The sequence below is a fragment of the Nitrospira sp. Nam74 genome, assembly GCF_965152615.1.
The window spans coordinates 3,812,002-3,834,208 of record NZ_OZ224220.1; the positions used below are offsets into that span (position 1 = coordinate 3,812,002).

The 22,207-nt window shown below is 55.7% G+C and carries 19 protein-coding genes and 1 pseudogene; 9 read left to right on the forward strand and 11 right to left on the reverse strand.

Going from position 1 to position 22,207, the window contains the following annotated elements; translation table 11 throughout:
* Positions 1 to 19 precede the first annotated feature (19 nt).
* On the forward strand, positions 20 to 481 hold the full coding sequence (locus ACWHYZ_RS17930; RefSeq protein ID WP_447984040.1) for a hypothetical protein: 462 nt from the start codon (positions 20 to 22) through the stop codon (positions 479 to 481).
* A gap of 300 nt (positions 482 to 781) precedes the next feature.
* On the forward strand, positions 782 to 3,097 hold the full coding sequence (locus ACWHYZ_RS17935; RefSeq protein ID WP_447984041.1) for a GspE/PulE family protein: 2,316 nt from the start codon (positions 782 to 784) through the stop codon (positions 3,095 to 3,097).
* Positions 3,098 to 3,186: 89 nt separating this feature from the next.
* On the opposite strand, the gene pabA is transcribed toward ACWHYZ_RS17935, so the two are convergent.
* The 3 genes from pabA to ACWHYZ_RS17950 all read right to left on the reverse strand — a co-directional run bounded on the left by pabA (position 3,187) and on the right by ACWHYZ_RS17950 (position 6,314).
* Positions 3,187 to 3,750 (reverse strand): aminodeoxychorismate/anthranilate synthase component II, encoded by a 564-nt coding sequence (gene pabA / locus ACWHYZ_RS17940; RefSeq protein ID WP_447984042.1) that lies wholly within the window; start codon positions 3,748 to 3,750, stop codon positions 3,187 to 3,189.
* A 282-nt stretch (positions 3,751 to 4,032) separates the two neighbouring features.
* Positions 4,033 to 4,230: a hypothetical protein gene (locus ACWHYZ_RS17945; RefSeq protein ID WP_447984043.1), complete on the reverse strand. Its 198-nt coding sequence runs from the start codon at positions 4,228 to 4,230 to the stop codon at positions 4,033 to 4,035.
* A gap of 650 nt (positions 4,231 to 4,880) precedes the next feature.
* Positions 4,881 to 6,314: a DUF4832 domain-containing protein gene (locus tag ACWHYZ_RS17950; protein ID WP_447984044.1), complete on the reverse strand. Its 1,434-nt coding sequence runs from the start codon at positions 6,312 to 6,314 to the stop codon at positions 4,881 to 4,883.
* 922 nt (positions 6,315 to 7,236) lie between these two features.
* Between ACWHYZ_RS17950 and ACWHYZ_RS17955 the strand changes: the two genes are divergently transcribed.
* Positions 7,237 to 7,875 (forward strand): PEP-CTERM sorting domain-containing protein, encoded by a 639-nt coding sequence (locus ACWHYZ_RS17955; RefSeq protein ID WP_447984045.1) that lies wholly within the window; start codon positions 7,237 to 7,239, stop codon positions 7,873 to 7,875.
* A 1,435-nt stretch (positions 7,876 to 9,310) separates the two neighbouring features.
* Here ACWHYZ_RS17955 and ACWHYZ_RS17960 read toward each other — a convergent pair.
* Entirely contained in the window at positions 9,311 to 9,484 is a 174-nt protein-coding gene (locus ACWHYZ_RS17960; protein WP_447984046.1) for a hypothetical protein, read from the reverse strand.
* Between the two features lie 139 nt (positions 9,485 to 9,623).
* Between ACWHYZ_RS17960 and ACWHYZ_RS17965 the strand changes: the two genes are divergently transcribed.
* Complete coding sequence (locus tag ACWHYZ_RS17965; RefSeq protein ID WP_447984047.1) at positions 9,624 to 11,339, forward strand: serine hydrolase; 1,716 nt, start codon at positions 9,624 to 9,626, stop codon at positions 11,337 to 11,339.
* 265 nt (positions 11,340 to 11,604) lie between these two features.
* On the opposite strand, the gene ACWHYZ_RS17970 is transcribed toward ACWHYZ_RS17965, so the two are convergent.
* Both ACWHYZ_RS17970 and ACWHYZ_RS17975 read right to left on the reverse strand, forming a co-directional pair.
* Positions 11,605 to 11,784 carry a hypothetical protein gene (locus ACWHYZ_RS17970; protein ID WP_447984048.1) on the reverse strand — a complete coding sequence of 60 codons (180 nt, stop codon included), beginning with the start codon at positions 11,782 to 11,784 and terminating at the stop codon, positions 11,605 to 11,607.
* A 199-nt stretch (positions 11,785 to 11,983) separates the two neighbouring features.
* A complete protein-coding gene (locus ACWHYZ_RS17975) occupies positions 11,984 to 14,146 on the reverse strand; it encodes an HAD-IC family P-type ATPase (RefSeq protein ID WP_447984049.1) in 2,163 nt (720 codons plus the stop codon).
* A gap of 248 nt (positions 14,147 to 14,394) precedes the next feature.
* Here ACWHYZ_RS17975 and ACWHYZ_RS17980 point away from each other — a divergent pair, with 248 nt between their 5' ends.
* On the forward strand, positions 14,395 to 14,751 hold the full coding sequence (locus ACWHYZ_RS17980) for a heavy-metal-associated domain-containing protein (RefSeq protein ID WP_447984050.1): 357 nt from the start codon (positions 14,395 to 14,397) through the stop codon (positions 14,749 to 14,751).
* Between the two features lie 41 nt (positions 14,752 to 14,792).
* Here the strand turns inward: ACWHYZ_RS17980 and ACWHYZ_RS17985 are convergent.
* Positions 14,793 to 16,877 (reverse strand): annotated as a pseudogene (locus ACWHYZ_RS17985) (heavy metal translocating P-type ATPase); the annotation flags it as partial.
* 450 nt (positions 16,878 to 17,327) lie between these two features.
* Between ACWHYZ_RS17985 and ACWHYZ_RS17990 the strand changes: the two are divergent.
* Positions 17,328 to 17,561 carry a winged helix-turn-helix domain-containing protein gene (locus tag ACWHYZ_RS17990; protein ID WP_447987607.1) on the forward strand — a complete coding sequence of 78 codons (234 nt, stop codon included), beginning with the start codon at positions 17,328 to 17,330 and terminating at the stop codon, positions 17,559 to 17,561.
* A gap of 504 nt (positions 17,562 to 18,065) precedes the next feature.
* On the opposite strand, the gene ACWHYZ_RS17995 is transcribed toward ACWHYZ_RS17990, so the two are convergent.
* From ACWHYZ_RS17995 to ACWHYZ_RS18005, 3 genes are all read right to left on the reverse strand, one after another.
* Complete coding sequence (locus tag ACWHYZ_RS17995) at positions 18,066 to 18,440, reverse strand: HMA2 domain-containing protein (RefSeq protein ID WP_447984051.1); 375 nt, start codon at positions 18,438 to 18,440, stop codon at positions 18,066 to 18,068.
* A 149-nt stretch (positions 18,441 to 18,589) separates the two neighbouring features.
* The gene (locus ACWHYZ_RS18000; protein WP_447984052.1) at positions 18,590 to 19,141 is read right to left on the reverse strand and encodes an HMA2 domain-containing protein; all 552 of its coding nucleotides are present in this window, start codon (positions 19,139 to 19,141) and stop codon (positions 18,590 to 18,592) included.
* Positions 19,138 to 19,476, reverse strand: a complete 339-nt coding sequence (locus ACWHYZ_RS18005) for a DUF5132 domain-containing protein (RefSeq protein WP_447984053.1) — start codon at positions 19,474 to 19,476, stop codon at positions 19,138 to 19,140. The genes ACWHYZ_RS18000 and ACWHYZ_RS18005 overlap by 4 nt, the downstream gene beginning before the upstream one ends.
* Before the next feature lie 403 nt (positions 19,477 to 19,879).
* Here ACWHYZ_RS18005 and ACWHYZ_RS18010 point away from each other — a divergent pair, with 403 nt between their 5' ends.
* On the forward strand, positions 19,880 to 20,167 hold the full coding sequence (locus tag ACWHYZ_RS18010) for an integrase core domain-containing protein (protein WP_447984054.1): 288 nt from the start codon (positions 19,880 to 19,882) through the stop codon (positions 20,165 to 20,167).
* On the opposite strand, the gene ACWHYZ_RS18015 is transcribed toward ACWHYZ_RS18010, so the two are convergent.
* Positions 20,159 to 20,902 carry a ZIP family metal transporter gene (locus ACWHYZ_RS18015; RefSeq protein WP_447984055.1) on the reverse strand — a complete coding sequence of 248 codons (744 nt, stop codon included), beginning with the start codon at positions 20,900 to 20,902 and terminating at the stop codon, positions 20,159 to 20,161. The two genes, ACWHYZ_RS18010 and ACWHYZ_RS18015, sit on opposite strands and share 9 nt — an antisense overlap.
* 737 nt (positions 20,903 to 21,639) lie before the next feature.
* Here ACWHYZ_RS18015 and ACWHYZ_RS18020 point away from each other — a divergent pair.
* Positions 21,640 to 21,927, forward strand: coding sequence for a hypothetical protein (locus ACWHYZ_RS18020; RefSeq protein ID WP_447984056.1), 288 nt, complete (start codon positions 21,640 to 21,642; stop codon positions 21,925 to 21,927).
* Entirely contained in the window at positions 21,897 to 22,199 is a 303-nt protein-coding gene (locus ACWHYZ_RS18025) for a hypothetical protein (RefSeq protein WP_447984057.1), read from the forward strand. The genes ACWHYZ_RS18020 and ACWHYZ_RS18025 overlap by 31 nt, the downstream gene beginning before the upstream one ends.
* Positions 22,200 to 22,207 lie beyond the last annotated feature (8 nt).

Here is a 22,207-nt window from a genome sequence, read left to right on the forward strand (position 1 = left end):
GCTTCGGAGAGGAGGACTTATGAAGATCCACTACACATGCATCCTCATGGCGGTGCTGGCGACAGGATGCCAAACGAATCCTTTCACATCAGAAAACCGCGACTTGGCTACATTCACTAGAACAGGCGCGATTCACGATATTCGTATCGGTGAATCCATCACTCCTGAGGAATTAACGGTGAGGCCTGGAGATGAAGTTCGATGGGTGAATGGTCGTAGTACCGGCGGTCGAATAGTCTTCACCGACTCTTTACGGGACAGGGTCTCCTGCCAAAACAGATTTTCTGCCAAGGACTCGACCAGCGTTGATCCCAATGAGTACGTGAGCCTCTGTTTCTCCTCTCCAGGTACGTACAAATATATCGCCCGAATGGGTTCCCCGGTACCGGGCGGAGAAAAGAACTTTTCAGGAATCGTCGTAGTGCAAGGAGAGGAGGCGGTTCCGCTGGTAGACACGCAATCCATTCAGTCGACGCCCTAGACATGGTCGTAGATCCTGACGAAACCGTCACTGTAGCATCGGTCCAGATTGGAACCAGACAATTATCGATCCGGCATGCTTTCCGATAAGCTTTCAAGGGGTTCCCTCCCCACAATCTCACAGTCGTGCTTCTCGTTCTGCCTTCTGTCTCTTTATCTATAGCGCATTGAATCTTCTGATGTATTTACATGCCCTCCCGCTTGTACGCCCACCGGCCCTCAGCTAATAATCTTGATTTTGCAATGTTTTATGCTATGGTTTTTACTCGTGCACAGTGCCTGACTAGCGGGTGGAGGCTTCATGGAAGCGAAGATACTTCCTGACAGCGTCAGTGAGCTTCAGCAGAAAATCGCGCGCGCTGAAGAGGTAAAGCGCATTTCAAATCAAATTCATGCCGCGAAGGACCTCGATCAAATCCTGTTGGATATGAGTCGCGAGATTCTAGGGCTGTTTGAGGCGGAAGAGCTCACATTGTATGCGATCGACCCCGAGAAAAAGGAAGTGTACGCGAAGCTGCCGCATCTGGACACGATCGAAGAGATTCGACTTCCCATAGATGAGCAAAGCATCGCCGGTTTTACCGCCAAGTATCTGAGGCCGGTGAACATTCAAGATGCCTATACCAAATCGGACCTGACGCGTATTCACCCGGCACTATGCCATGATAGCTCTTGGGACAAGAAGACGGGATTCCGAACCAAGCAAGTGTTGACCTACCCCATCGTGGCCGAAAACAAGTATCTAATGGGGGTGGTCCAACTCCTGAACAAGAAGGGCGAGGGTCGCTTTACAAAAAAAGACGAGGAGTCCGTCGCGGAGATTGCGAAAAGCCTGGGCATCGCGTTCTTCAACCTCAGAAAGCTCGCGAAAAAGACCGTCACCAAATTCGATTATCTTGTCGCGTCAAACAAGATTACGCAATCGGAGCTGGATGCAGCAATTCACGAAGCACGCAAAGGCGTCACCGACATCGAATCCCTGCTGGTCGAGAAATATAAGATCCCCAAGGGCGAAATCGGCAAGTCGCTCAGCCAATTTTACCAGTGTCCTCATGTGGAGTTTGACGACCGGACCTTCATCGATCCCGAACTCCTCAAGAACCTGAATATCGATTACATAAAAAAAAGCAACTGGATCCCCTTAAAGCGAAACAAGAACGTCATCGAGATTTTAATCGATGATCCCAATGCGCTGGAGCGCGTTCAGGATATCCAGCGGATGTTCCCGGGTCAGACGATCCGTTTTTCCGTCGGCCTTCGCCGGGATATCGCGCAGTTCTTTCGTGTTGCGACAGGCCAAGTTGATCCACTCAATACGGGCGATGCCGGGTCGATTACTGATATTCTCGGAGAGCTGGTCAATGAAGCGCAGGCCGAGCAGCAAGAAGACGCGTCGGCAATCGGTGTCGATGAAAATGACAACGTCATTGTCCGTCTGGCCAATAAGGTCATCGCGGATGCCTACCGTCTCGGCGTATCCGATATCCACATCGAACCCTATGGTGAGAAGCGAGAGACCGTGGTTCGATTCCGGGTCGATGGCAGCTGCTCCGAATACATGAAGATTCCGGCCAGTTATCGAAGAGCAATTGTTTCGCGCCTAAAAATCATGGCGAGCCTGGACATTTCGGAGAGGCGCAAGCCACAAGACGGGAAAATCAAGTTCAAGGTAAGCGGTGGGAAGGAAATTGAGCTTCGTGTGGCGACCGTCCCGACTGCCGGCTATAACGAAGATGTCGTCATGCGTATTCTGGCGGCCAGCGAGCCGTTGCCTCTCGACAAAATGGGATTTTCCGACCGGAACCTGCAGGAGCTGAAGAAAATTGCCGAAAAGCCCTATGGGATTATTTTGTGCGTCGGCCCGACCGGCTCCGGTAAAACCACGACGCTACATGCCGTCTTAGGTTACATCAATACCCCCGAACGAAAGATCTGGACGGCTGAAGATCCGGTCGAAATCACGCAATACGGCCTTCGTCAAGTACAGGTGCATCCCAAGATCGGCTTTACCTTTGCCATCGCCATGCGGGCATTCCTGAGGGCCGATCCTGATGTCATTATGGTCGGCGAAATGCGGGATAAGGAAACGGCGGACACCGGCATCGAAGCGTCGCTGACCGGACATCTCGTTTTCAGCACGCTCCACACCAACAGCGCGGTCGAAACCATTACCCGTTTGCTGGATATGGGGTGCGACTCGTTTAGTTTCGCAGATGCCATGTTAGGCGTCATGGCACAACGGCTCTGTAAGAGAATTTGCAAAGAATGCTCTGAAGAATATCATCCGACGCAAGAAGAGTATGGTGAACTCGTTCAGGGCTATGGGATCGATCAGTGGGATAAGCTAGGCGTAAGATTCGATGCCGGTTTCAAATTACGCCGAGGCAAAGGATGCGATAACTGCAATCACACCGGCTTCCGTGGACGCCTCGCACTGCACGAATTGCTGATCGGCACGGACCGAATGAAGCGCCTGATCCAAACTCATGCCAAGACTGAAGAAATGCTCAATGTCGCGTTGGAAGAGGGAATGACCACACTCGTGCAGGACGGCATTCAAAAAGTCCTACAGGGACTCACGACGTTCAAGCAGATCAAGGCGGTCGCGATTAAGTAGCAGCCGCATTCAGCTATCAGCCCTCACCCCCAGCCATGAATTCATCTTCACTGAGAGCTAACGGCTGAAAGTTGAGTGCTTCACCCCAGCTAGAGTTTTAAAAAATTTCGCAACAAATCCTTCCCCGATGTGGTCAGAATGGATTCGGGGTGAAACTGAACGCCTTCCACCCCCAACGTACGGTGGCGCATCCCCATAATCTCGCCTTCCGCGGTCTCGGCCGAAATTGCAAAACAGTCCGGAAGCGTCGACCGGTTTACGATCAACGAATGGTACCGTGTCGCTTGGAACGGGTTGGGAAGATCGCGGAACATGGTCTTGCCGTCATGATGGATCATCGAGGTCTTTCCGTGCATGAGTCGCTCTGCGCGAATCACCTCGCCCCCGAACGCCACAGCAAGGGATTGATGTCCGAGACACACACCAAGGAGAGGAAGCCGGCCGGCAAAGTGACGGATCGCATCGACCGAGACGCCGGCCTCTTTCGGCGTACAGGGACCCGGCGATATGACGAGCCGCTTCGGCTGCAACGCTTCTATCTCTTCGATCGTGATTTTATCGTTGCGATAGACCTGCACATCCTCCCCGAGCTCGCCAAAATACTGCACGAGGTTATAGGTAAAGGAATCGTAATTGTCGATCATGAGGAGCATACTTGCCTTAATCTAAGGTTTTGTAGAGCATATCTATTTCTGAACGGCCTTTGGTACCCCCTACTGCACCCGCTTTTTTCATCGCTGGAATTACGAGGGGTGCTCCTTTGATCGTGACCAATCGGCGATTGCGGCTCGCCTCTCCACACGAACTGTTTCGCAACGAACCCTCCGTTCTACTGTGAAACCGAGCCTCACCTTTGAGATCAGTCGTTATATTCACGGCGCCAATACCTCGGCGAGCCCATCACGATAGCAGAAAATGCAGTGCCCCCTCCAGTGCTATGATACCGCAAGGCTTCCTGAACCGCAGATCATTGGTTCAATCCCAATCGCCGGCCCCGCAATAACGATGGTTTGTAAGATCGTCCCGACTCCGATTCCGCCCTTTGCTACCAGTGTGCCACCAGTTGCACACTCGGCGAGCCGATCGCCGGCCGCCTTGTTGCCCGTCGGCAACCTCTTGCCGTAGATATCCACGGTGACTGAATGCTGGCGTGCCGAAGCTGCCGCCTCGCTCTCATAGCCTGAATGGGCGTCAGTTCTTTCATGGCCCCTCCTTGGTGAAAATTGGGCACGTAGCGCAGGGGGTTTTATGCGATGCCATCGTATCCCCTTCTTGCACAGGGTCGAGTCTCGTAGGCCGACTATCAATGCAGGGGTCGCAGCTCGCGTCTCTCATTTGAGCGACGCCCTGCATTGCTAAGCCTTAAAATCGTCCTGCCAGGAAGTTATAAACTTCATCTTGAGGAATACGGAGGGCCTCGGTGTTCCCGATAGTCATATCGTTTTACTTTTCGTCCGAGCGCCGGACCATGAATGGGGTCGGTGTTTCACGACATTCCCTACCGAACGCACGCTGATCGCGATGCCAATATAGCAATATTGTCCACTCTCAAGAATCAAAGCGGTTGATGCTGACAGCCTATTCGGAAAACCTCTTCCATGGGTCTCGGTAATTGACCGGAATATCAACATCCGATGAACGCGTTTAAAGCCATACGGAAATCATTCGATTATTGAATGGAAGTAGGATCTAGAGCATGGTAGTGCTGCGGTATGGTCATGCTTATTTCACAACTAGCGAGAACACTGCGTTTACCAAGCATCGGAGACAAGCGATTGTAAAGCTAATCCAGAATCGTGACTTGCGATACTCGATACCATCGATCCGCCCGTTTCCCTTCAATGGCGAGATCGACATGGGCTAATCTACCGTCTTCAGTCAAGATGGCCACATCCAGAGAATACGTGCCGGTTCGAATGTCTTTCGGCACCGTCACCGTGTCGCGGACTTCATGAAATACTCCTGGCAGCCAGCTCCTGGGATCGACGGTGCTTCTCCATGTGGCCACCACGACATCCGAGGCGGACCTGAGACGGTAGGCGAGCGGCCAGCCGCGATAGAAAGGCGCAACCCCTATATTCTCCCACTGTGATCGTAGGTGCAGGCTTCCGCCTGCGATCGTTTCCGTGGTGTGGCTCATCTCGCGGAGCACAATCCGGTATCCCAGCTTCTTCAGGAACGCATCAATACGCGGTCTCCATGCGGCGGGAATGGGCGAAGATTTCGCATTCAACACCGAGGTGTGCCACTCCAATCCCTTCTTGAGAATCAGGTCGATGTCATAGCCTCTGTCGTACCAATCCTGCATTACGCCACAGATCTCGAATTGTATAGGGCCCCTCTTCCAAGCATTTCTAATAAGTGGATCCTCGGCGACGGGACGATACACGTGCTCCATATGGTTGAATTGCTGACTGACGAGACCGTAGTCTCCAAAGCAGTCACCTCGCCAGCCCGCACCTTGGGACACCGCATACTTCAGCGGACCACCGACCAGCATCACGAGCGGGGTGGCGGGGAAGTATTTGAAGTACCACTGGATGATCGTGATTTGGTTGGGATGAGTCGGGTAATACATGTTGCAAAGAGCTTCCACCCCTTGACAGCAGGCAGTATTCCATTCCCCCCAGCAACCGACCGAGCCGATGTCCACATGATCAATATGGGGTGAGCCCGCGTAGCGTTCTCCGAATGCCTTGATGAGCCGCTCGTGATGATTGAGAAAGACCCGGCTGTTGTAATCAGGAAAGATGCCATCCTGCACCTTTACGCTCCCGACGCCCTTATCGAGTAGCCACTGCGGCGGCCCGGTCTCGAAGTCCGCCACAATACGAAAGGCGAGCGTCTCGCCCTTCGTCTTTGCCTCCTCGATCACGCCATCAACGAGACTGAAGTTATACTGCCCTTCGGCGGGCTCAAGAGCCGCCCAGGGCCAGCGGAAGTAGGCGACGGTCGAGCGGGGGTACTGGCTTGGCCCTGGCGGCTCGCCCCAGCCGAAATGGAAGTCGGCGAGCCCCATGCCAGGGTTATAGAGAATGCCGTCGATCTCGGCAGGCTGTACAGTAACCATCCGTCCAGAAGACGGAACCACGGGGTCTGCCACCTTGCTTTCGTCGCCTGTGAAGATCTTCGTGATGAGCACGCACGATCCTATGGCTGATAACAGTAATCCGCCCATCATCAGGTAGATCAGAAACCGTCCCTGTCGCTCGCTCATGACTTTCAATGAGTCTCGAATCTGGCGGTTATGTGATAGGCCGGGTAGAAATGTCCATGTAGAACGCTAAGACACCGTGAGAACTTCTACGTCGCGGTGATTAGGGTGAGGCAATTCAGGCAAATCTAACTTGCGGGAATCTAGCATCTGAGCTGTTGGGACGATGTCAGGGGCAATCCTTTGAACAAGTGGGAATCAGGCTGACTGCAAGTCATTTTGTCTTTTGTCTCGTCCTGAAAGGAAGCAGTCTGCTGAAAATGCGAGATGTGGTCGGTGAGGGGCTCCTTTCGATTGGGAGCAACTTCTAAAACTATAGAGCGTAGTGGTAGTCCTTAAACGAGTGGATCAGTCGAAACCGCTAGGTACGGGATGCGTTGCAGCGTATCGGTTATGCCACTGTCACCGCATCAAGGATTCTCTTGACGGTGCCTACCCTCGCCTTTCGCCCCACTGATCCAGTCGCCTCTATAGCAAGGACATTATGCTAGAAGCCTCGCGAAGTAGGGATTGCCGCTTTGAGCGGGTTTCCAGACCGATGATGCTGTCCGCCGAGTAGCCCTGTTTTTGTGTGTTCTAGGGCTCAGGGCTCATCACATCTCTCCTCCTAGCCAGTCTGCCGGCTGTCCTTGTGGATCGATGCGAGCGTGGATTCACACACTGACATGGTCGTAAAGTCTTGTGCTAATGGAATCCGATCTTGCCACCCGGATTCCCTTACGTATCCTCATATTTTCCTTAGATTTTCATAGCCTCGGCGTCTCACCGTCGTTCTGATAACGACTGAAGTGACCAGCGAGGGCGACACATCGATCAACCAAGCACGGAAGAATCGTTTTCATATCCAACTGTTATGTTATGGCACGCCTGTTGCTATTGTGTGGGTAAGTACGTTCTTCTTCGTACCATACACGGAGGTTTGACGATGACCTACTCACGACCAGTCCTTTTTATCATGGCCGCGATGGTTATGGCCTCGACAGTGCTTCCCGCGCATGCCGTCACGTTTACTCTAGGCAACAACCCTCAAGCCGACGAACAAAATGTGCTCTATTCCTCCTCTCAAACTGGAACGAGCATCACGGGCTTGACGAACCAAACCAATACTACCGTGCTCTTTACGTCGCCTGAGACCTTGCAGACCACGGCGTTGGGCCAATCCAGTCTCACGGCCACCGATGGGGCCATCAATAATGTCACCATAACGGTGCCGGGTCGGACCTATGGAGATTTAATCCTCAATCCTTTAGTCGGCGCACCGGGACAGCAAAGCGTGCCAGCCACGGTCTCGGTTCTCGCCAGCAGTGGAACGGCGACCTTCAATTACAATTTGACGCAAGGGAACAATTTTTTAACCATCCTTGCTGCCAGTGGCGAGACCATTTCCAGCACGACGATTACATCAAGCAATGGTTTTACGGATCTCCGGCAAGTACGGATTTCCGGGCTTTCTGGCACCGTGCCTCCTGGGCCTGGTCCGGCTGTGCCAGAGCCAGCCTCTGTACTGCTGGTCGCAACTGGACTCGGCAGCCTGCTCATGTTGCGTCGTCACCTTTCACGGTAAGCTCGGGGCTCAGGCAATGATCGCACTGCCTGAGCCTCACCCTCTTTGCTCACTGGTTGCCAACATATACCCTTCCGCTAAGCTATCCCCACTGACGCACTAACCATGGAGGCCTGACTAGCTGCGAGCCTCGAACTGTTGTCGATCATGATCTGGAGAAGCACGCTCTACTTCTACAATAAAGTCTCCCGCAGGAGCCGATAGAAGAGAAGCGATCGTCAAAATGGCAGGTCAATACCTTCTCCTGGACGGATCAACCTTGCACGAGGAAACGCCATGGTAAGCACCCGCGAGACTGTTACTTTGTTCAGGCAAACCGATGAGCGAAGGGTGGTATGGGATGGAACAGTGATCATACCGTTTTGGTGGCGTCACAAAGGCGACTCGGATCACTGTTTGCTTAGGGGCGCTTCCTGCCCACTGCGTTCCATCCCTTGCATGGGGAGGCCATAGCTTCGATTCAATATGCCTCCGCATCGCGAACAACGACGCTCTCATTCTTTGAATGCATCAGAGCGACGAGTTTCACGGCCCTAATCGCGAGCAAGCGCGTGGATTTCGGCTGCAACCTTTGGGCGACCCCCGGGATTGCCGCTGTGATCTGGTTTCCATGCGGATAAGGAACTCTCTCGCCTTACTGCCTGTTTTTGCCTGGCCTCAGATCCTATTATAAGTGCCTCTCATAACCGGTAACGGTTACGAGACGTTGGCGTTGTCTTTTGATCACTGGAGCACGCCGGCGTATCTAACGACCATGTCCCTTGACCTCTTGAGCAATGTCCACATTGGTAGACCTCGATAGGACGCGACCGTGCGAAGATCATCAAACAAACCGCCGTGGATCCACAGATCCAAGCATGAGAAATTCTCGGCTCGCCGCTTATCATCATGCTTTCGGACGCGCTCCTTGCCGCTCAAAGCTCCTCCGTTATCACTAGTTCGTGGCCCGGCTAAGTCGCAACGGGAATCACTCTGATCCATGGTGCCAGCCATTATTGATGCTTAGAATCCATCGCGTCGCACTGTGCTATCAAGCTGCTACCAGAACAGCCATCATCGGATTTCCGGTTTGTCGGCAAAGCTCATGGATGACTGTTGGCCGATGAATAAATCTCAGGCCGTAAGCATAGCCGGGAAACACGCCGCGCCTTCGAAATGAACTGGAACGGCTCACGATCACGGTAAGAGGCAAAAGTATTCAATCTTCTCATGCGCTTGGGATGCTTTCGAGCGGTACTTTGACGTGTCAATTTTTGGACCTAATAACACAGCGCTATTTTCCCTAGGCGGCCCTAGAAGCGACTGATGGGATGCATGTCTTCGGACGTACGGCTACAAAGCCTTAGGTATACACTCTGTCAAGGTAACCGACTTCAGGCTACGGCGAAAACCTGTACCCACGCGGCAACCAAAATTCGCATCACCGACGGCACGCCTAACGTCCTTGGGTGTTTAAGCCAGTATTCATGATCACAGTATGCGCAGAGGGCACCGTGAGGACTTCATTCATCTCTTGCGTTTGCAGCTTTTTGCGATAGCCGCTGGCCCCGAGGCGGGCGGCTAACGCCGACGTTATGGCGCTTTTCTTAAATAAAGAAGGGTCAGACATGCAAGATTCTCCGCTCTCCTTGAAGTCGCTTTACAGTGTGGCGCCAAAGATGCTCTCCTAGGCCGTACAGCGGGTTTGTTCACAGCTGAACATTAGTTGACGCACAGCTTCATGGAAGCCGGCTGCAAGAAAGGAGACCATGATAAACACACGCCTTGGCTATATGAATTTATTTCATATCGGTACCAGTATCAGTCGGCCGGGAGGCCTCTCAGTAGTTGTGGGTGCTGCGCGGTTTACCAACGTCGCGATCGGCGCTCTTGCTCTTATTATGGGTGGACTCTCGATGGAGGCGTGTTCATCGAAGCGTCAGGCTTCCTCTCTTTCGGTACACAAAGAAATCCAACGCGACGCGGAAGGAAGCAGTATTGTCTTGGGAGGCACCGTGACGCCCGATAAAGTGAAAGCGGCCCTACCCGAACTGGACACGCTCGTTAAAGCAACTCTCAAGAAGACAGGCGTGCCTGGTATAGCCATCGCTGTGACGTACAAGAATCACGTCGTCTACGCCAAAGGTTTCGGCGTGCGCGAAGCGGGCAAGCCCGACCCCGTGGATGCGGACACTGTGTTTCAACTCGCATCGGTGTCCAAGCCGCTCGGCTCGACGGTGATCGCGGGCCTCGTGGGGGACCATATGCTGAAATGGGACGACCGCATCATCGATCACGATCCGGGCTTTCAGATGCATGATCCTGCTGTGACGGCCGCGCTCACTATCCGCGACACCTATGCGCACCGCAGTGGTCTTCCGGATCATGCGGGCGACTTGCTAGAGGACATGGGGTATGACCGCGCGGAGATCTTGCGCCGTCTGCGCTTTATTCCAACGGAGAACAATTTTCGTTCACATTACGCCTATACGAATTTCGGCATGACGGAGGGGGCGATCGCTGCGGCGAACGCGGCGGGCCGATCATGGGAAACTCTCTCTCAGGAGCGGCTTTACAAACGGCTCGGCATGAATTCCACAAGTTCCCGCTTGTCTGATTTCCTTACACGCACCAATCGCGCTCGCGGTCACGCATTAATCGATGGCAAGTGGGTCGCCAAATACCAACGCGACGCCGACGCCCAATCGCCCGCGGGTGGCGCGAGTTCGAGTGTAAACGACATGGCTCGATGGATGCGCCTGCATCTGAACGGCGGCAGCCTTGATGGCCAACCCATCATATCGCCCGAAGCCTTAGCAGAAACGTATCGCCCTCACATGGTGACCGATCCCAAAACAAAACCTGCCACAGAGCGGTATGGATTTTACGGTCTGGGATGGGGCGTGCGGTACGATGAGGTGGGGCGCGTCATTTTGAGCCATTCGGGCGCATTCGCTCTGGGCGCCGCGACGACAGTGGATCTCGTGCTCTCCGACCAACTTGGCATCGTTGTGCTTACGAATGCGCAGCCGCTCGGTGTGGCAGAGGCCGTCGCGCTTAGTTTCGTCGACCTGGCGACTTATGGCAAGGTGCAACGTGATTGGCTGGCTTTCCTTCAACCCATCTTTGAGGCCATGGCAAAGGAAGGATACAGTCCGATCGATTATTCCAAACCGCCCCCATCACGATCTTCCTCCCTGCCGAACACCGTCTATGTCGGCACATACGCGAACGATTTCTACGGCGATCTTGACATCGTTGTACAGGATGGGGCGCTAGTGATGCAGCAGGGACCGAAGAAATTGTCCTATTCCCTGACACACTATAACCGTGACACGTTTTATTATGCCACGGTGGGAGAAAATGCGGTCGGGCTAAGCGGGGTCACTTTTGCCGTTGATGCGGATGACAAAGCATCGCACGTCGTCATTGAGAATTTGAATAACGATGGCTTGGGTACATTTAAACGGGTGCCGGACAAGTAGATCGATGAAGCGAAAACGAAGAAGGTCGCACGTGTACCATAGCATGCATGAATATGGTGGCGGTTCCAACTCTAATTTAACGGCCAACCAAATTTTAATCTAATGAACCATATTAGGCTCGGAAACTGTTCTCCATCTTCGGCTCAGACTGCCTAACGGTTTCATTCGGACGATGATGTTTGCCCTGAAGTCGGCTCTGGTGAAGTCAGGATCTGCGCAGCCGTGCGCCTGAGGAGTGCTAAGACGAAGATTCACGGCTTTCAACTCACAGTAGGCAACCCTCGCTTTGAACGGGACGCGCTTCGCCACTGATTTCGCGCGTGGGCCCGCCCATCTCGCCCGCCATCATCCCGGCGCGGTTGCGATCTGCATCAGCCTTCAAACCACTGGCCTCAAGATTGAATGCTTCTTTAACCAACGCCGTGTATTCAATCGTCTTGTGCATCGACTTGTGCGAGCCGCTGGCTCGTGGGTACGCTCCTTTTCAGTATTCCAGTCCCTCGGTGCCCTAGCCCCGCCTCATCAACGAATCGCTTCGACTCGGGGCAGCCGCATTCATTCCGAAATCGGCGAACGCCGCGTTCAGTTGATTGGCAATCAACGATATATGGGCAAGATGAACCGCTCTACGCAATGACCCGGTTTCAGGAAATCGCTTGGGCGTTTGAGACCGAGAGAGCGGGGCGCATACTATTCAAGGTGGCGAGGACCGTTGATCCATCAGTCAGCAAAGAGGTCATCTGCGGAGATAGCCAACCCAGTGCCGTAAGTACGAGCGCCGTCGTGTTCGCTGCAATGATGAGGTTCCGATCCTGGACCATCACGCGCCGTGTGTCTCGGCTGAGATCATAAGCAAACGGTAAGGGCAAGAGATCAGAAGTAAGGACGAGATGCGCGAGGTCCCGCACTACCGGCGACGCACTGCTCAACGCAATAGCGACGCTCGCTTCCTCTAACGCCTCCGCATCCGCCGTGCTATGGCCCATGACGGCAACGGTTCGTCCGGTTCTTCGAAGGTCACGGATGAGTTGTGCTTTCGCGTGTGGTCCCTTCGCCACAAATGATTCGATATGAAGTCGCTCCGCGATGGCCCGCGCTCGGTGTTCATGTCCGCCGGTCAAGAGGCGCACATCGGGAATTCGGGTGCGCAAGGCCGCGATCACGGCCTGCGCTTCCGGCCTCAAATCGTCGGTCAGGAGTAACGAGGCTACCACTCGGCCGTCCACGCCGACCGGAACAGGCGAGAGCCCTTCGGACACGGCCGCTTCTAGATCCGTCAGAACCGCCTGAGGAATAATCACGCCATGCGCCTTGAGAAAATCGGGGGCTCCGACGAGAATCTCATGGTGGTCAACCATCGCTTTAACCCCTCCACCGAGGCGACCCTCAACATCGCTTCGAAAGGGAACGGCAATTTCCCGCTGTCTCGCGGCTTCCGCAATGGCTCGTGCAATGCCATGGCCAAACCGCGCCTCGGCAGAGGCGGCCCAGGCCAGGACCTGCGCTTCTTCAACGGGCGCATACTTTGTGATGTTCCTGACGTGCGGGCGCCCGGACAGGAGTGGGCCAGAGAGAGTACAGATGAAGGTATCCACTGCACCCAGTCTTTCGAGGCCTCGGCCATCCTGAACGACAATCCCCTGCGCCGCAGCGCGCAACATGGCCACAATGATCGCGGTCGGGGCTGCGATCTTAATCCCGCTTTCATAATCAATCATGAGAACCGTCGTGGCGTGTCGGCCTCCGCGGACGAGAGCCGCGAGGCCGGCACCGCCCAGTGTCAGGGGGCGAAAGCGGCCCGCCGAACTCACGAGGTCTTGCTGCAGATCCGTTTCGTGGGATCGGCGTGCGAAGGCGCGACGAAGGATCGCGTCGTGTGCCGTTTCCTTCCCTATCCGGTTGACGGCGACATACAGATGCCCATCAGCCACAAAGGACCCGGAGAGCAGGAGATCGCCTGACTCCTTGGATTGCCGATGGTCGCGACCATTGCGACCCGGCTCATACACGGTGCCGTTCCCACCCACCACCGTGCCATCCACGGGGACCCGATCTCCAGGGTACAGCACAATCGTGCTGCCAGCGGACAGTTCAGCAATAGACTGCTGCACCCGCTGGCTGTCCTGTCGCACCCACACCTGTTCTGCTTCTGTGGGGAGCAGGGCTTCGAAAGCGGCCGTCGAGCGGCTCGTGGCCAGCATCCGGAGTGCGTCGGTAAGCGTACTCAACCACACACTAACTGTGGCGGTCCCCGCGTCTCCCTGTAACAGAAGAAGGGTCAAGACCGCCCCATCGAGAATATCTTGCGTGATGCCCTCGTTGCCCACAAACGAGTGGTACGCCTTTTTCCAGATGTCGGCACCCGTAAAGAGCACCACGAGAGGTAAGACCGGTGCTGCCAGCGGCTTGAAGAAGTAGTTTGCAACAACGGCTAGCGTCGAGACCATTAAAGGCAAGTGGCCCTCAGCGTGCCGATATTCCTGAGGACCGCCATGTCGGTCTTCTTTGTCAGCCGCAGTCTTCGGCGTTGGTAAGTGGTCCGTCATCCACTCGTGCAGTTGCTGAGCATCCATCATCGAGGGACTGTGATAAATGGTCACACTGCCGCACGCGGGATTGATGACAACGTCCTGGACCCCCGGACAGCGCAGCACAGCGCGTGTCCAGAGGGGCACGAAGGCCTCATGTCCCTTGAACTGAGGGACATAGAAGCGAGCCCGGCCTCGGATGGCATGCCTTAAGAGCACGCCGGACGGAGCTCGCAAAACGGGGGGCTCACCAGCGCCGGTGTCAGCGCGAACGATCATACGGCTCCTTCCCGTGTAGTTACTCTATAATAAACTCCGCAGGGGATAAGTCGCTTTATCAGCCTCATGAAGAGGTCCATCCACCCAACGATAGTCTGAATTGTTCACCACGGCAAGGCTGGAGACGTGATTTTACGCTCTCGTAACTTTGCCGTTTCATCGCCTTAACCCTTAACACATACACTCTTACTCGGGATCGCCCATGCGGTGAACAGATTTCTTCACCACATTTATAAAGGAGGACAGGTATGGTGACGACGGAGGGCTACGTCCATGTACTGGACGGGCGACTTCGCATTCGGCTTACGGAAGTAAAGCGCTCCGCCGCCACGGCGGCCACTGTGGAAAGGATGCTCAGGGACCTGCCCGGCGTGAAGAACGCGCACGCCAATCGTATGACCGGCAGTGTCCTCGTGTTCTTTGATTCCACAGTGCTCACCCATCAGGCTATTTTAGGCAAACTGAAAGCGCTCGATTGTTTGGAATCGGCCTGGGCTCCTCGAGCAGTGGCCAACTCAAACGGCCTGCTCCATTCCTTATCCCACGCGCTGGTGCGATCAGTCGCTGAGGTCGCCTTAGAACGGATGGTCGTGGGCCTGTTGTGAGGGGCCCGTATGTGTTGTGAGAACAGCGGCCGGAGGGCGTTGGCCGTCGCCACCACCGCCGACCCATTGCTCAAGATCGTGGTCGCGCCCGGTCCCATGAGGCCTATAAAGGCCAGGCCTAAGGCGACGGTATTCGGGATCGCAATCACCTGCCAGTTCTGATGAATCAACTCCATGGCCTCGCGGCTGATATCAATGGCCAGCGGGATCTTCCACAGGCCGCCGTGCAGGAGCACCACATGGGCCGTCTCCCGGGCGACATCGGTGCCCCCTTCGACGGCAATGCCGACGTCGGCATAGGCCAGGGCGGGCGAATCGTTAATACCGTCGCCGACCACCGCGACTGTATACCCGTCTTGTTGTAGGCGTTTCACCGCCGCCACCTTATCCGTCGGAAATAATTCGGCGACATAGCGGGTGACGCCAACTTCGTCCGCCACCCGTTTAGCGACACCGTGACGGTCGCCGGTCAACATGACGATTTCTCGGACTCCACGCGCACGGAGGGCCATGATGACCTCACGGGCCTCTATTCGGATGGCATCCGCGCACGCTAAGACCCCCATGATCAAACCATCTGCGGCCACGCACAGCGGTGACGCCGCCTGTTGTTCAATATGCTCCATATCACGCTCGATCCCTGTGGGCAGCATAACACCTCGCTCACGCATGAATCGGGCGCTGCCCACTAGCACCGTCCTCCCATCGATGGACGCCTCTACGCCTCGACCCACGGCGTAATCAAAGGACTTGCGCGAAGGAATGCTCAACTTGTGCTGCTCGGCGGCTCGGACGATGCATTTCGCTATAGGGTGCTCCAACCTCTGCTCCGCGGCTGCGGCCATGGTTAACACATCGTCCGCCATATAGCCGTTATGTGGAATCACCTGCCGTACCTCCGGCTGACCAGCTGTTAAGGTCCCGGTCTTATCGAACACAACCGCATCGACTGCCGCTAGTTGCTCCAGATAGCGTCCACCCTTAATAAGGATTCCGTGGCGCATGGCTTTCGTCATCGAGGCCAGCACGGCCGTGGGAGCGGCAATACGAATGCCCGTGCCGTAGTCGACGATGAGCATCGACGCCGCTCCTTGAAGACCCGCCCCCGTCAGACCTGAGACTCCAGCCGCCATGAAGCTGTACGGCACCAACTCGTCCGCCCATTGCTCCGCATAGTTCTGTACCCGTGTTTCCTGCGCAGGAGCATATTCAATCAGACGGACGACGGTCGCTGCTTCCGTTTCATCACCCAACCGCTCCGCTTTGACATACAACTGTCCGTCCTGCACGACTGTGGCGGCATAGACCTCGTCGCCGACCACCTTCAGGACAGGCACGGATTCGCCAGTCAGCGCTTGCTGATCGACGATGGCCTGACCGTCCAGGACATGACCATCGGCCGGGATGCGCTCACCAGGGTAAATCACGATTGTATCGCCGACCTGAATCGCCTCCACGCTGACCCGGATCTTGCGGCCGTCCCGGATGACCCAGGCGGGATACCGTCGATAGGTCAACACCTCTCCGACGGCGGCCTGAGCGTGCCGCATGGTGGCATCCCGAATGTAATCCCCGAGATTGACGAGCCACACCATACATAGGGCCATCGATACTTTGCCCTGTATGGCCAAGAGCACGGTCGCCGAGGCATCTAAGACATCAACATTCAGGCGATTCCGTTGGGTCACTACATGGAAAGCGCGTATGAGCATCGGAAGCGCACTCCCTAGGAGAAGGAGCGGCATGACCGGCCCGGCCGCCTCCACTGCGAAACTGGCGACGATTCCGATCGAGGAGAGGAACAGCTGAAACGCGGGAGAACTTTCGTCCGCCGGCGTGCTCTTCTCAATTTGGCGTGGTTGGTACCGCTCAAGTTCGTCCAGCGATCGCTCATTGACATGCCGGCAGATTGCTGCAGGAGTCCATTCCGAAGGGGCAAACCGGACCACGAGACTCGCACACACAGGGTTCACATCGACGTCCTCGATCCCCGGTTGATCGCGAAGGTACGCTCTCAGCCAATCCCCCAGCATGGGAGAGGTCTTAAGCGCCGGAATGCGCAATCGCATTCGCCGAACTAACGCATGAACAATGGTGCATGAGACAGGCATCCCTCTGTTCTCCATTTCTATGAGCGACCACTCTCTTAATAATATTGGTACATGCAGCCTCGATGAGCATCAGACGTACTGATACTCCGAGGTGTCAGTACGTTCTGAGATAACGCGCCTACGAATGCCGAGGGAAAAGCAAAGCGAATCGGAAAAGCGATCCGACGTCCTTACCCCCAGCACACAGTCAGCCCCCTTAAACCGTCGAGGACACCTGAGAGACGCTCCGTGGTCATTAACACGAAGACAACAAGATCGCTATCACGTTGTAACACTCAGAGGGTATGAGAGCGTGTCAAATATTGTAAAACAAAGTTCATGTGACGGGTGAGATCTCACGACCACCCGCAGACTGTCGGAAATTATGATGGCATTTAAAAAATACCAGCCCCATAAAGTCTCGGCTGGCCGTTTAGTCCTGGACCGGCCTCGATGTGAAGTGCATGCGGGCCGGCGCAAATTCTGCTGACGGCACGAGAGTTCGAATTATTATGGGATTTGGCGTCCATGATCGGGCACGTTGTCACCCGTGAGTCACTCATGACCACGGTGTGGCAACAGGAGGTCCATGTCTCAAGAACCATCGATAGTCATATTGCCTCGTTATTGCCTTCATCCTCGCCCTTATATACGCCCTATACGCCCACTGTCTGTCAGGCGCATTGGAACCTGAGGACGAGTTGTGTAGTCCCGCCATGAGCCCCCATTGCCCCCTCCCTCTCGTGCAATATGGCCGCCCAACTGACCATGGTCACCTGAAGCGTGATTAGGATTTTCCTTCAGTGACGCAAACGTCAGCGTCCGATCCATGTGGTCGACCCCCATCTCGTGGTAACACCGAGGAAGCTGTACAGCAGAAGAGATTCTCGTGCGGGAACTGCCCAATCAGGAGTCATCCCGTCTATGGGCCCCTGGATACGCGGGAGATGACTGGCCAAGACTTGCAGCATGGGAACATGGTGGTAGTAGGGACGGTCATGGGGCCCTCCCGGATACCCCTGACAGGGGCACCACTTGTGCGGCCTACGAAACGGGCCCAGTGCTCCATGTTTGGAGAAACGGCGGGGCAGAATTACTGTGCGGATCGCCGGATCGTCCTTCTGAACATTTCATGACGGATTGCAACGCGCTAACAGCATCCTTCAGGTCATCCCTTGCGGGCATGTATCCCTGTTCGTGCCAGCCGAACGTTTAAGGCTTCAATCAGTGCCAGGACTGCCTGTGAGAACCGATCCTTCCCAGCAGAAGGGACAAGGCGATTTCACTCATCACACGAATGACAATCTGCTCGACGATGCGGTGACCAGCGGGTGGGGAAGTTGCAGCAGGGTGGTTCGTAACGGGGGGCTCGGCTCCCGCTCCCAGCAAGGCGAGCAGTTCATCCCGGCTCATTTGGCACTCATCATACTGGATCAAGAGACTCCCCGTGAGGGGGTTGGCTGTCACCTCTTTGATGCCCTTCAATCTGCGTAGACATTCCGCAAGGGCGTCGGCACGCGTGGGGTTTCTTTTGAGAATGCCAAGTCGAATACGCAGCCGGCCATCAAGAATGTGAATGTAGTGCTTCACGCTCCTCATGGTCATTCCCCCTGTGGAAGGAATCATCGCGGCTCGCGAAATTATCAGGTCAGCGCACGGGGTGAAAGGGATACCCATCCAAAAATCTGAGGTTGGTCTGCGATGGCGTAAGGGGGATGGCGGCCCACAACTGTGAGTTCGATACCGGCTTATGGCGACGCGTCGCCGGACGCGGGCTTGTTCAACATGAAATAGGTGCCAAACGCAAACCAGAAGTAGTCATACCATCTAGGTGTCACGAGCACCTCGCAAATCAAAAGACTGCGTATGCCGAGCAGTAGGAGGAGTGTAGGGATCAATATCTTCCCATCCACTCGTCCCCCTGATACGTCGCCGATCGTGCGGTTCATTGTCCTTCCGACTCGTTGCAGCTGCCCATGTACGTCAAATGTCGCACGTTCAGCCCCATCCTCCAAGCGCCCCAGCCATTCGCCGATGTCCGTCGCATCGACCATCGGCAGTCCAAACGCGGCGGCCACCTTAGCGAGGAATTCGATCGAGTAGACGGCCGTTGGGTCATGATGCAGCACGACACTTCCCGCCGTCGGGTTAATGTCGATCTGATCAATCCCGGCAATAGCCGTCAACTTCTGCTGGAGATGGGCGTGGCGCTGGGGATGCGTCTTGAGCTCGGAAAACTTTAGGCGCGTCCGGCCTGGCAACGAATGGACCACGCGAAGGTCCCCTAGGGCCGCCTTCATGCCTTCTGTTTCTCGCCCGCTGGGCCGCGCTTCTCCTGGTGCCCAACCGTCGTCGCCCGCTCGCCACCGGCTTCGCTCGTCCGCGAGCGGTCTCCTGTCTCTACCATCTCGGCACGCGCTTCGGCCACCATATCACTCATTTCCTCGCCCGCTTCAGCCACGAAGTCTTTGGCGGAATCGTACACGGTGACCCCGGCCTTCACCACCGCCTTCGCAAGCGGCCGAAGCGCCGAGCCCAGGGCGGGAACGAGTGTAGGCGCCACCAACACCGCCCCGATGACAAGAATCGGGGATGTGAACACGGACTTGGACATGTCTTCCCAGAGACTCATCATAACCTCCTTATCTAACCGATCGAGGGATCCAAGGATCTTGCTCTGAGCTTTATATAACAACTCGCTTGAAAAGGGTGTCAGACAGAATGACGTCGGCCGCTCTGATGCAGGACCTTTCGTTGCCGGTGAATTCCCTTCCGTGCCCATTTCATCGCCAATGCCCATCCGCATGGTTGCTTATCGCCTCCCTTTTGACGGGGTGGACTAGGTTATTCAGAAGGATTGACGTAATTCATGCCTTTTGATGGTCCCCTTTCTGTTGTGCTCGCTCTAGGCATGCTTCAGTGAGTTAGGCAACCGCATTCTATGGAAGATATGAGCCACTTATGGCCCCCTCTTCTGCTTATACGATCGCCCGGAATTCATCGCCACGGCGCTGCGCGCCTGGTATCGCGTCTTGGCGGTGGCGCCCTTATTCATCGAACCCGCCGGTCGGTGTGAGAATGGGTATGCGAAGTCCTTTAACGGCAAGTTGCGTGATGAGTTGTTCAGCGGTGAACTGTTTTATAGGTTGCACGAAGCCCAATGCTCGTGGAACGCCGGCGGCAGAGCTACCTCCGCCGGGACATCGTGCACTGGGGTATCGGCCACCGGCCCCAGAAACTCCCAGCGTGACGCCCATCAGTGTATCGGCGTGACGGAACTCAAGCGGTGTATAGCATGGCCAGGGCGATATCCGGGGCTAGGGTGATACTTTGCTTAGGAGAAAGGCTAGCAGAAACCCCGTGACGGCGATGAGCCGGGAGAAGTGCTGTGTTACAGCAAATGCTTCGGGAATCATGGTGTGCACAATCATGGTTAGGATCGCCCCAGCACCAAGAGCTAAGGACGCTGCGATGACATCAGGCGAGACGCCTTGAAATATGACGTAGCCGACGAGGGCGACGATGCCCAACGCCAACGCAATCACGCCCCATAACCCTAATGCGTAGCGGGGACTTCCTGCCTCTCGAAGGCCTGCTGCACTCGCCAACCCTTCAGGAATGTTGGACAGAAAAATCGCTATCACCGCCACCATACTCACCCGCCGACCATGGAGCAGACTCAGCCCGATGACGAGCGATTCCGGAATCCCATCTAAAGAAGCCCCGAGAGCGATTGCGAGGCCACTTCCTGGCTGATCATCTTCAGCCGGTTGCTGACCCCCCGTCTGCTTGCGCGATTGCGCCCCCCGTTTCTCCAGATACCAGTTGGGGATGGTGTAGAAGACAGCACTCGTAAGAAATCCTAAGGAACTGACCAACGCCCCGCCCCTCGCATAGGCTTCCTCGAAGAGGTCAAACGACAAGGCTGCCATCAGAATGCCACTGCCGAAAGCCATGATGGCTGCGATCCATGGCCGCGGTAATCGCGAGAAATAACCGAGGAATGCGCCAAGCACGAGCGCTGCTCCGGTGACCCATCCCCAAAAAGCGGCTTCCAGCATGCGGGCCTCGTTGAGTGGTATTGATATCTTCAGGTGGGACAGGGGGAACGAGTATCGGGCTTCAGTTAATCAGGGCGTCGGTGGCTATCCCACTCCATTAAGGTGGATATGGGTTAGAGATCAAGCAAGTCGGTGAGTCAGCATCACGAGACATCATGGTGCCACGGCCGCCGGGAGACTGCGCGATGGTACGGCGGTTCCACTGTACAGTCCTCCTGTCGCCTCGAGTGACGACGCAAGAGGAGGCAAGGACGTCTCTCACTCGCCCAACATGAGATCAGCCGAACTGGAATAGTTGGTGTTTGTCCAGACGACCGACGCCCACGCTAGGACGATGAACGGTTCGTGCCCCGAGACAGCGAAGGCCGCGTCCATGGGTGCTTGATGAGCCTCGCGAGAACGCCTTCTGCTTTTGGACGACGCTCTTGCGTAGGCGCTCGGTCCAGGTATCAACCGCCTCTGCAAGGACAGATCTTCGCCTCACCGCCCCTTGTCGGTCACGTCCCTCTCGACGTACGGTTGAGACAAGAGAGGTGACACATGGCTGCTCTTCGGCGACCGATCCGCAACTTGGTTGATTCTTGCGATGCCGTGCGGAAGGAACCTCCGAGAAGGCAAACCGTTTAATGTGATGCGACGTCTCGTTCTCCAGTCGCGCGCGATGCAGCTGTGCCGGAAGCTCGTGCAGTCGCAATTGACCGAGGAGTCTGCTCCTTCAGCGGAGAAGGGTCGTGGGAATGCCGTGTAACACCGATGCGGCGAACAGCCACGGGCAATGGTTACAGTATCTGACGATCGGGTGGAACGTAATCGAATCCACCGTCGGCTTCATTGCGGCTCTCCTCGCGGGCAGCATTGCCCTTCTCGGATTTGCCTTCGATTCGGCTATTGAGGTCATCAGTAGTCTCGCTGCCCTCCGGCGCTTACGGGCCGAGCACGACGGCAAGGCCAAACGGCACGTTGAACGGAACGCGCACAAGATGAGCATCGAACGATGGCAGAGAGTTGGATCGGCATCATCCTAGCCATCGGTTCACTCACCCTATTGCCGTGGCTTGCCGCCTCGAAGCGACGTGTGGCGGAGTGTCTCGGGAGCGCAGCCTTGGAGGCCGAAACTCGCCAAACGCAAATCGCCCTCTACTTGTCCGGGACCCTCCTGATCGGACTAGTCCTCAACGCCACGTTGGGATGGTGGTGGGCCGATCCGGTGGCCGCACTATCCATGGTGCCTGTGATGCTCCAGGAGGGCTGTCGTGCACTATTGGCACCGGGGTTCTTGCTGCAGCGGATCAGGTAATCCTCGAG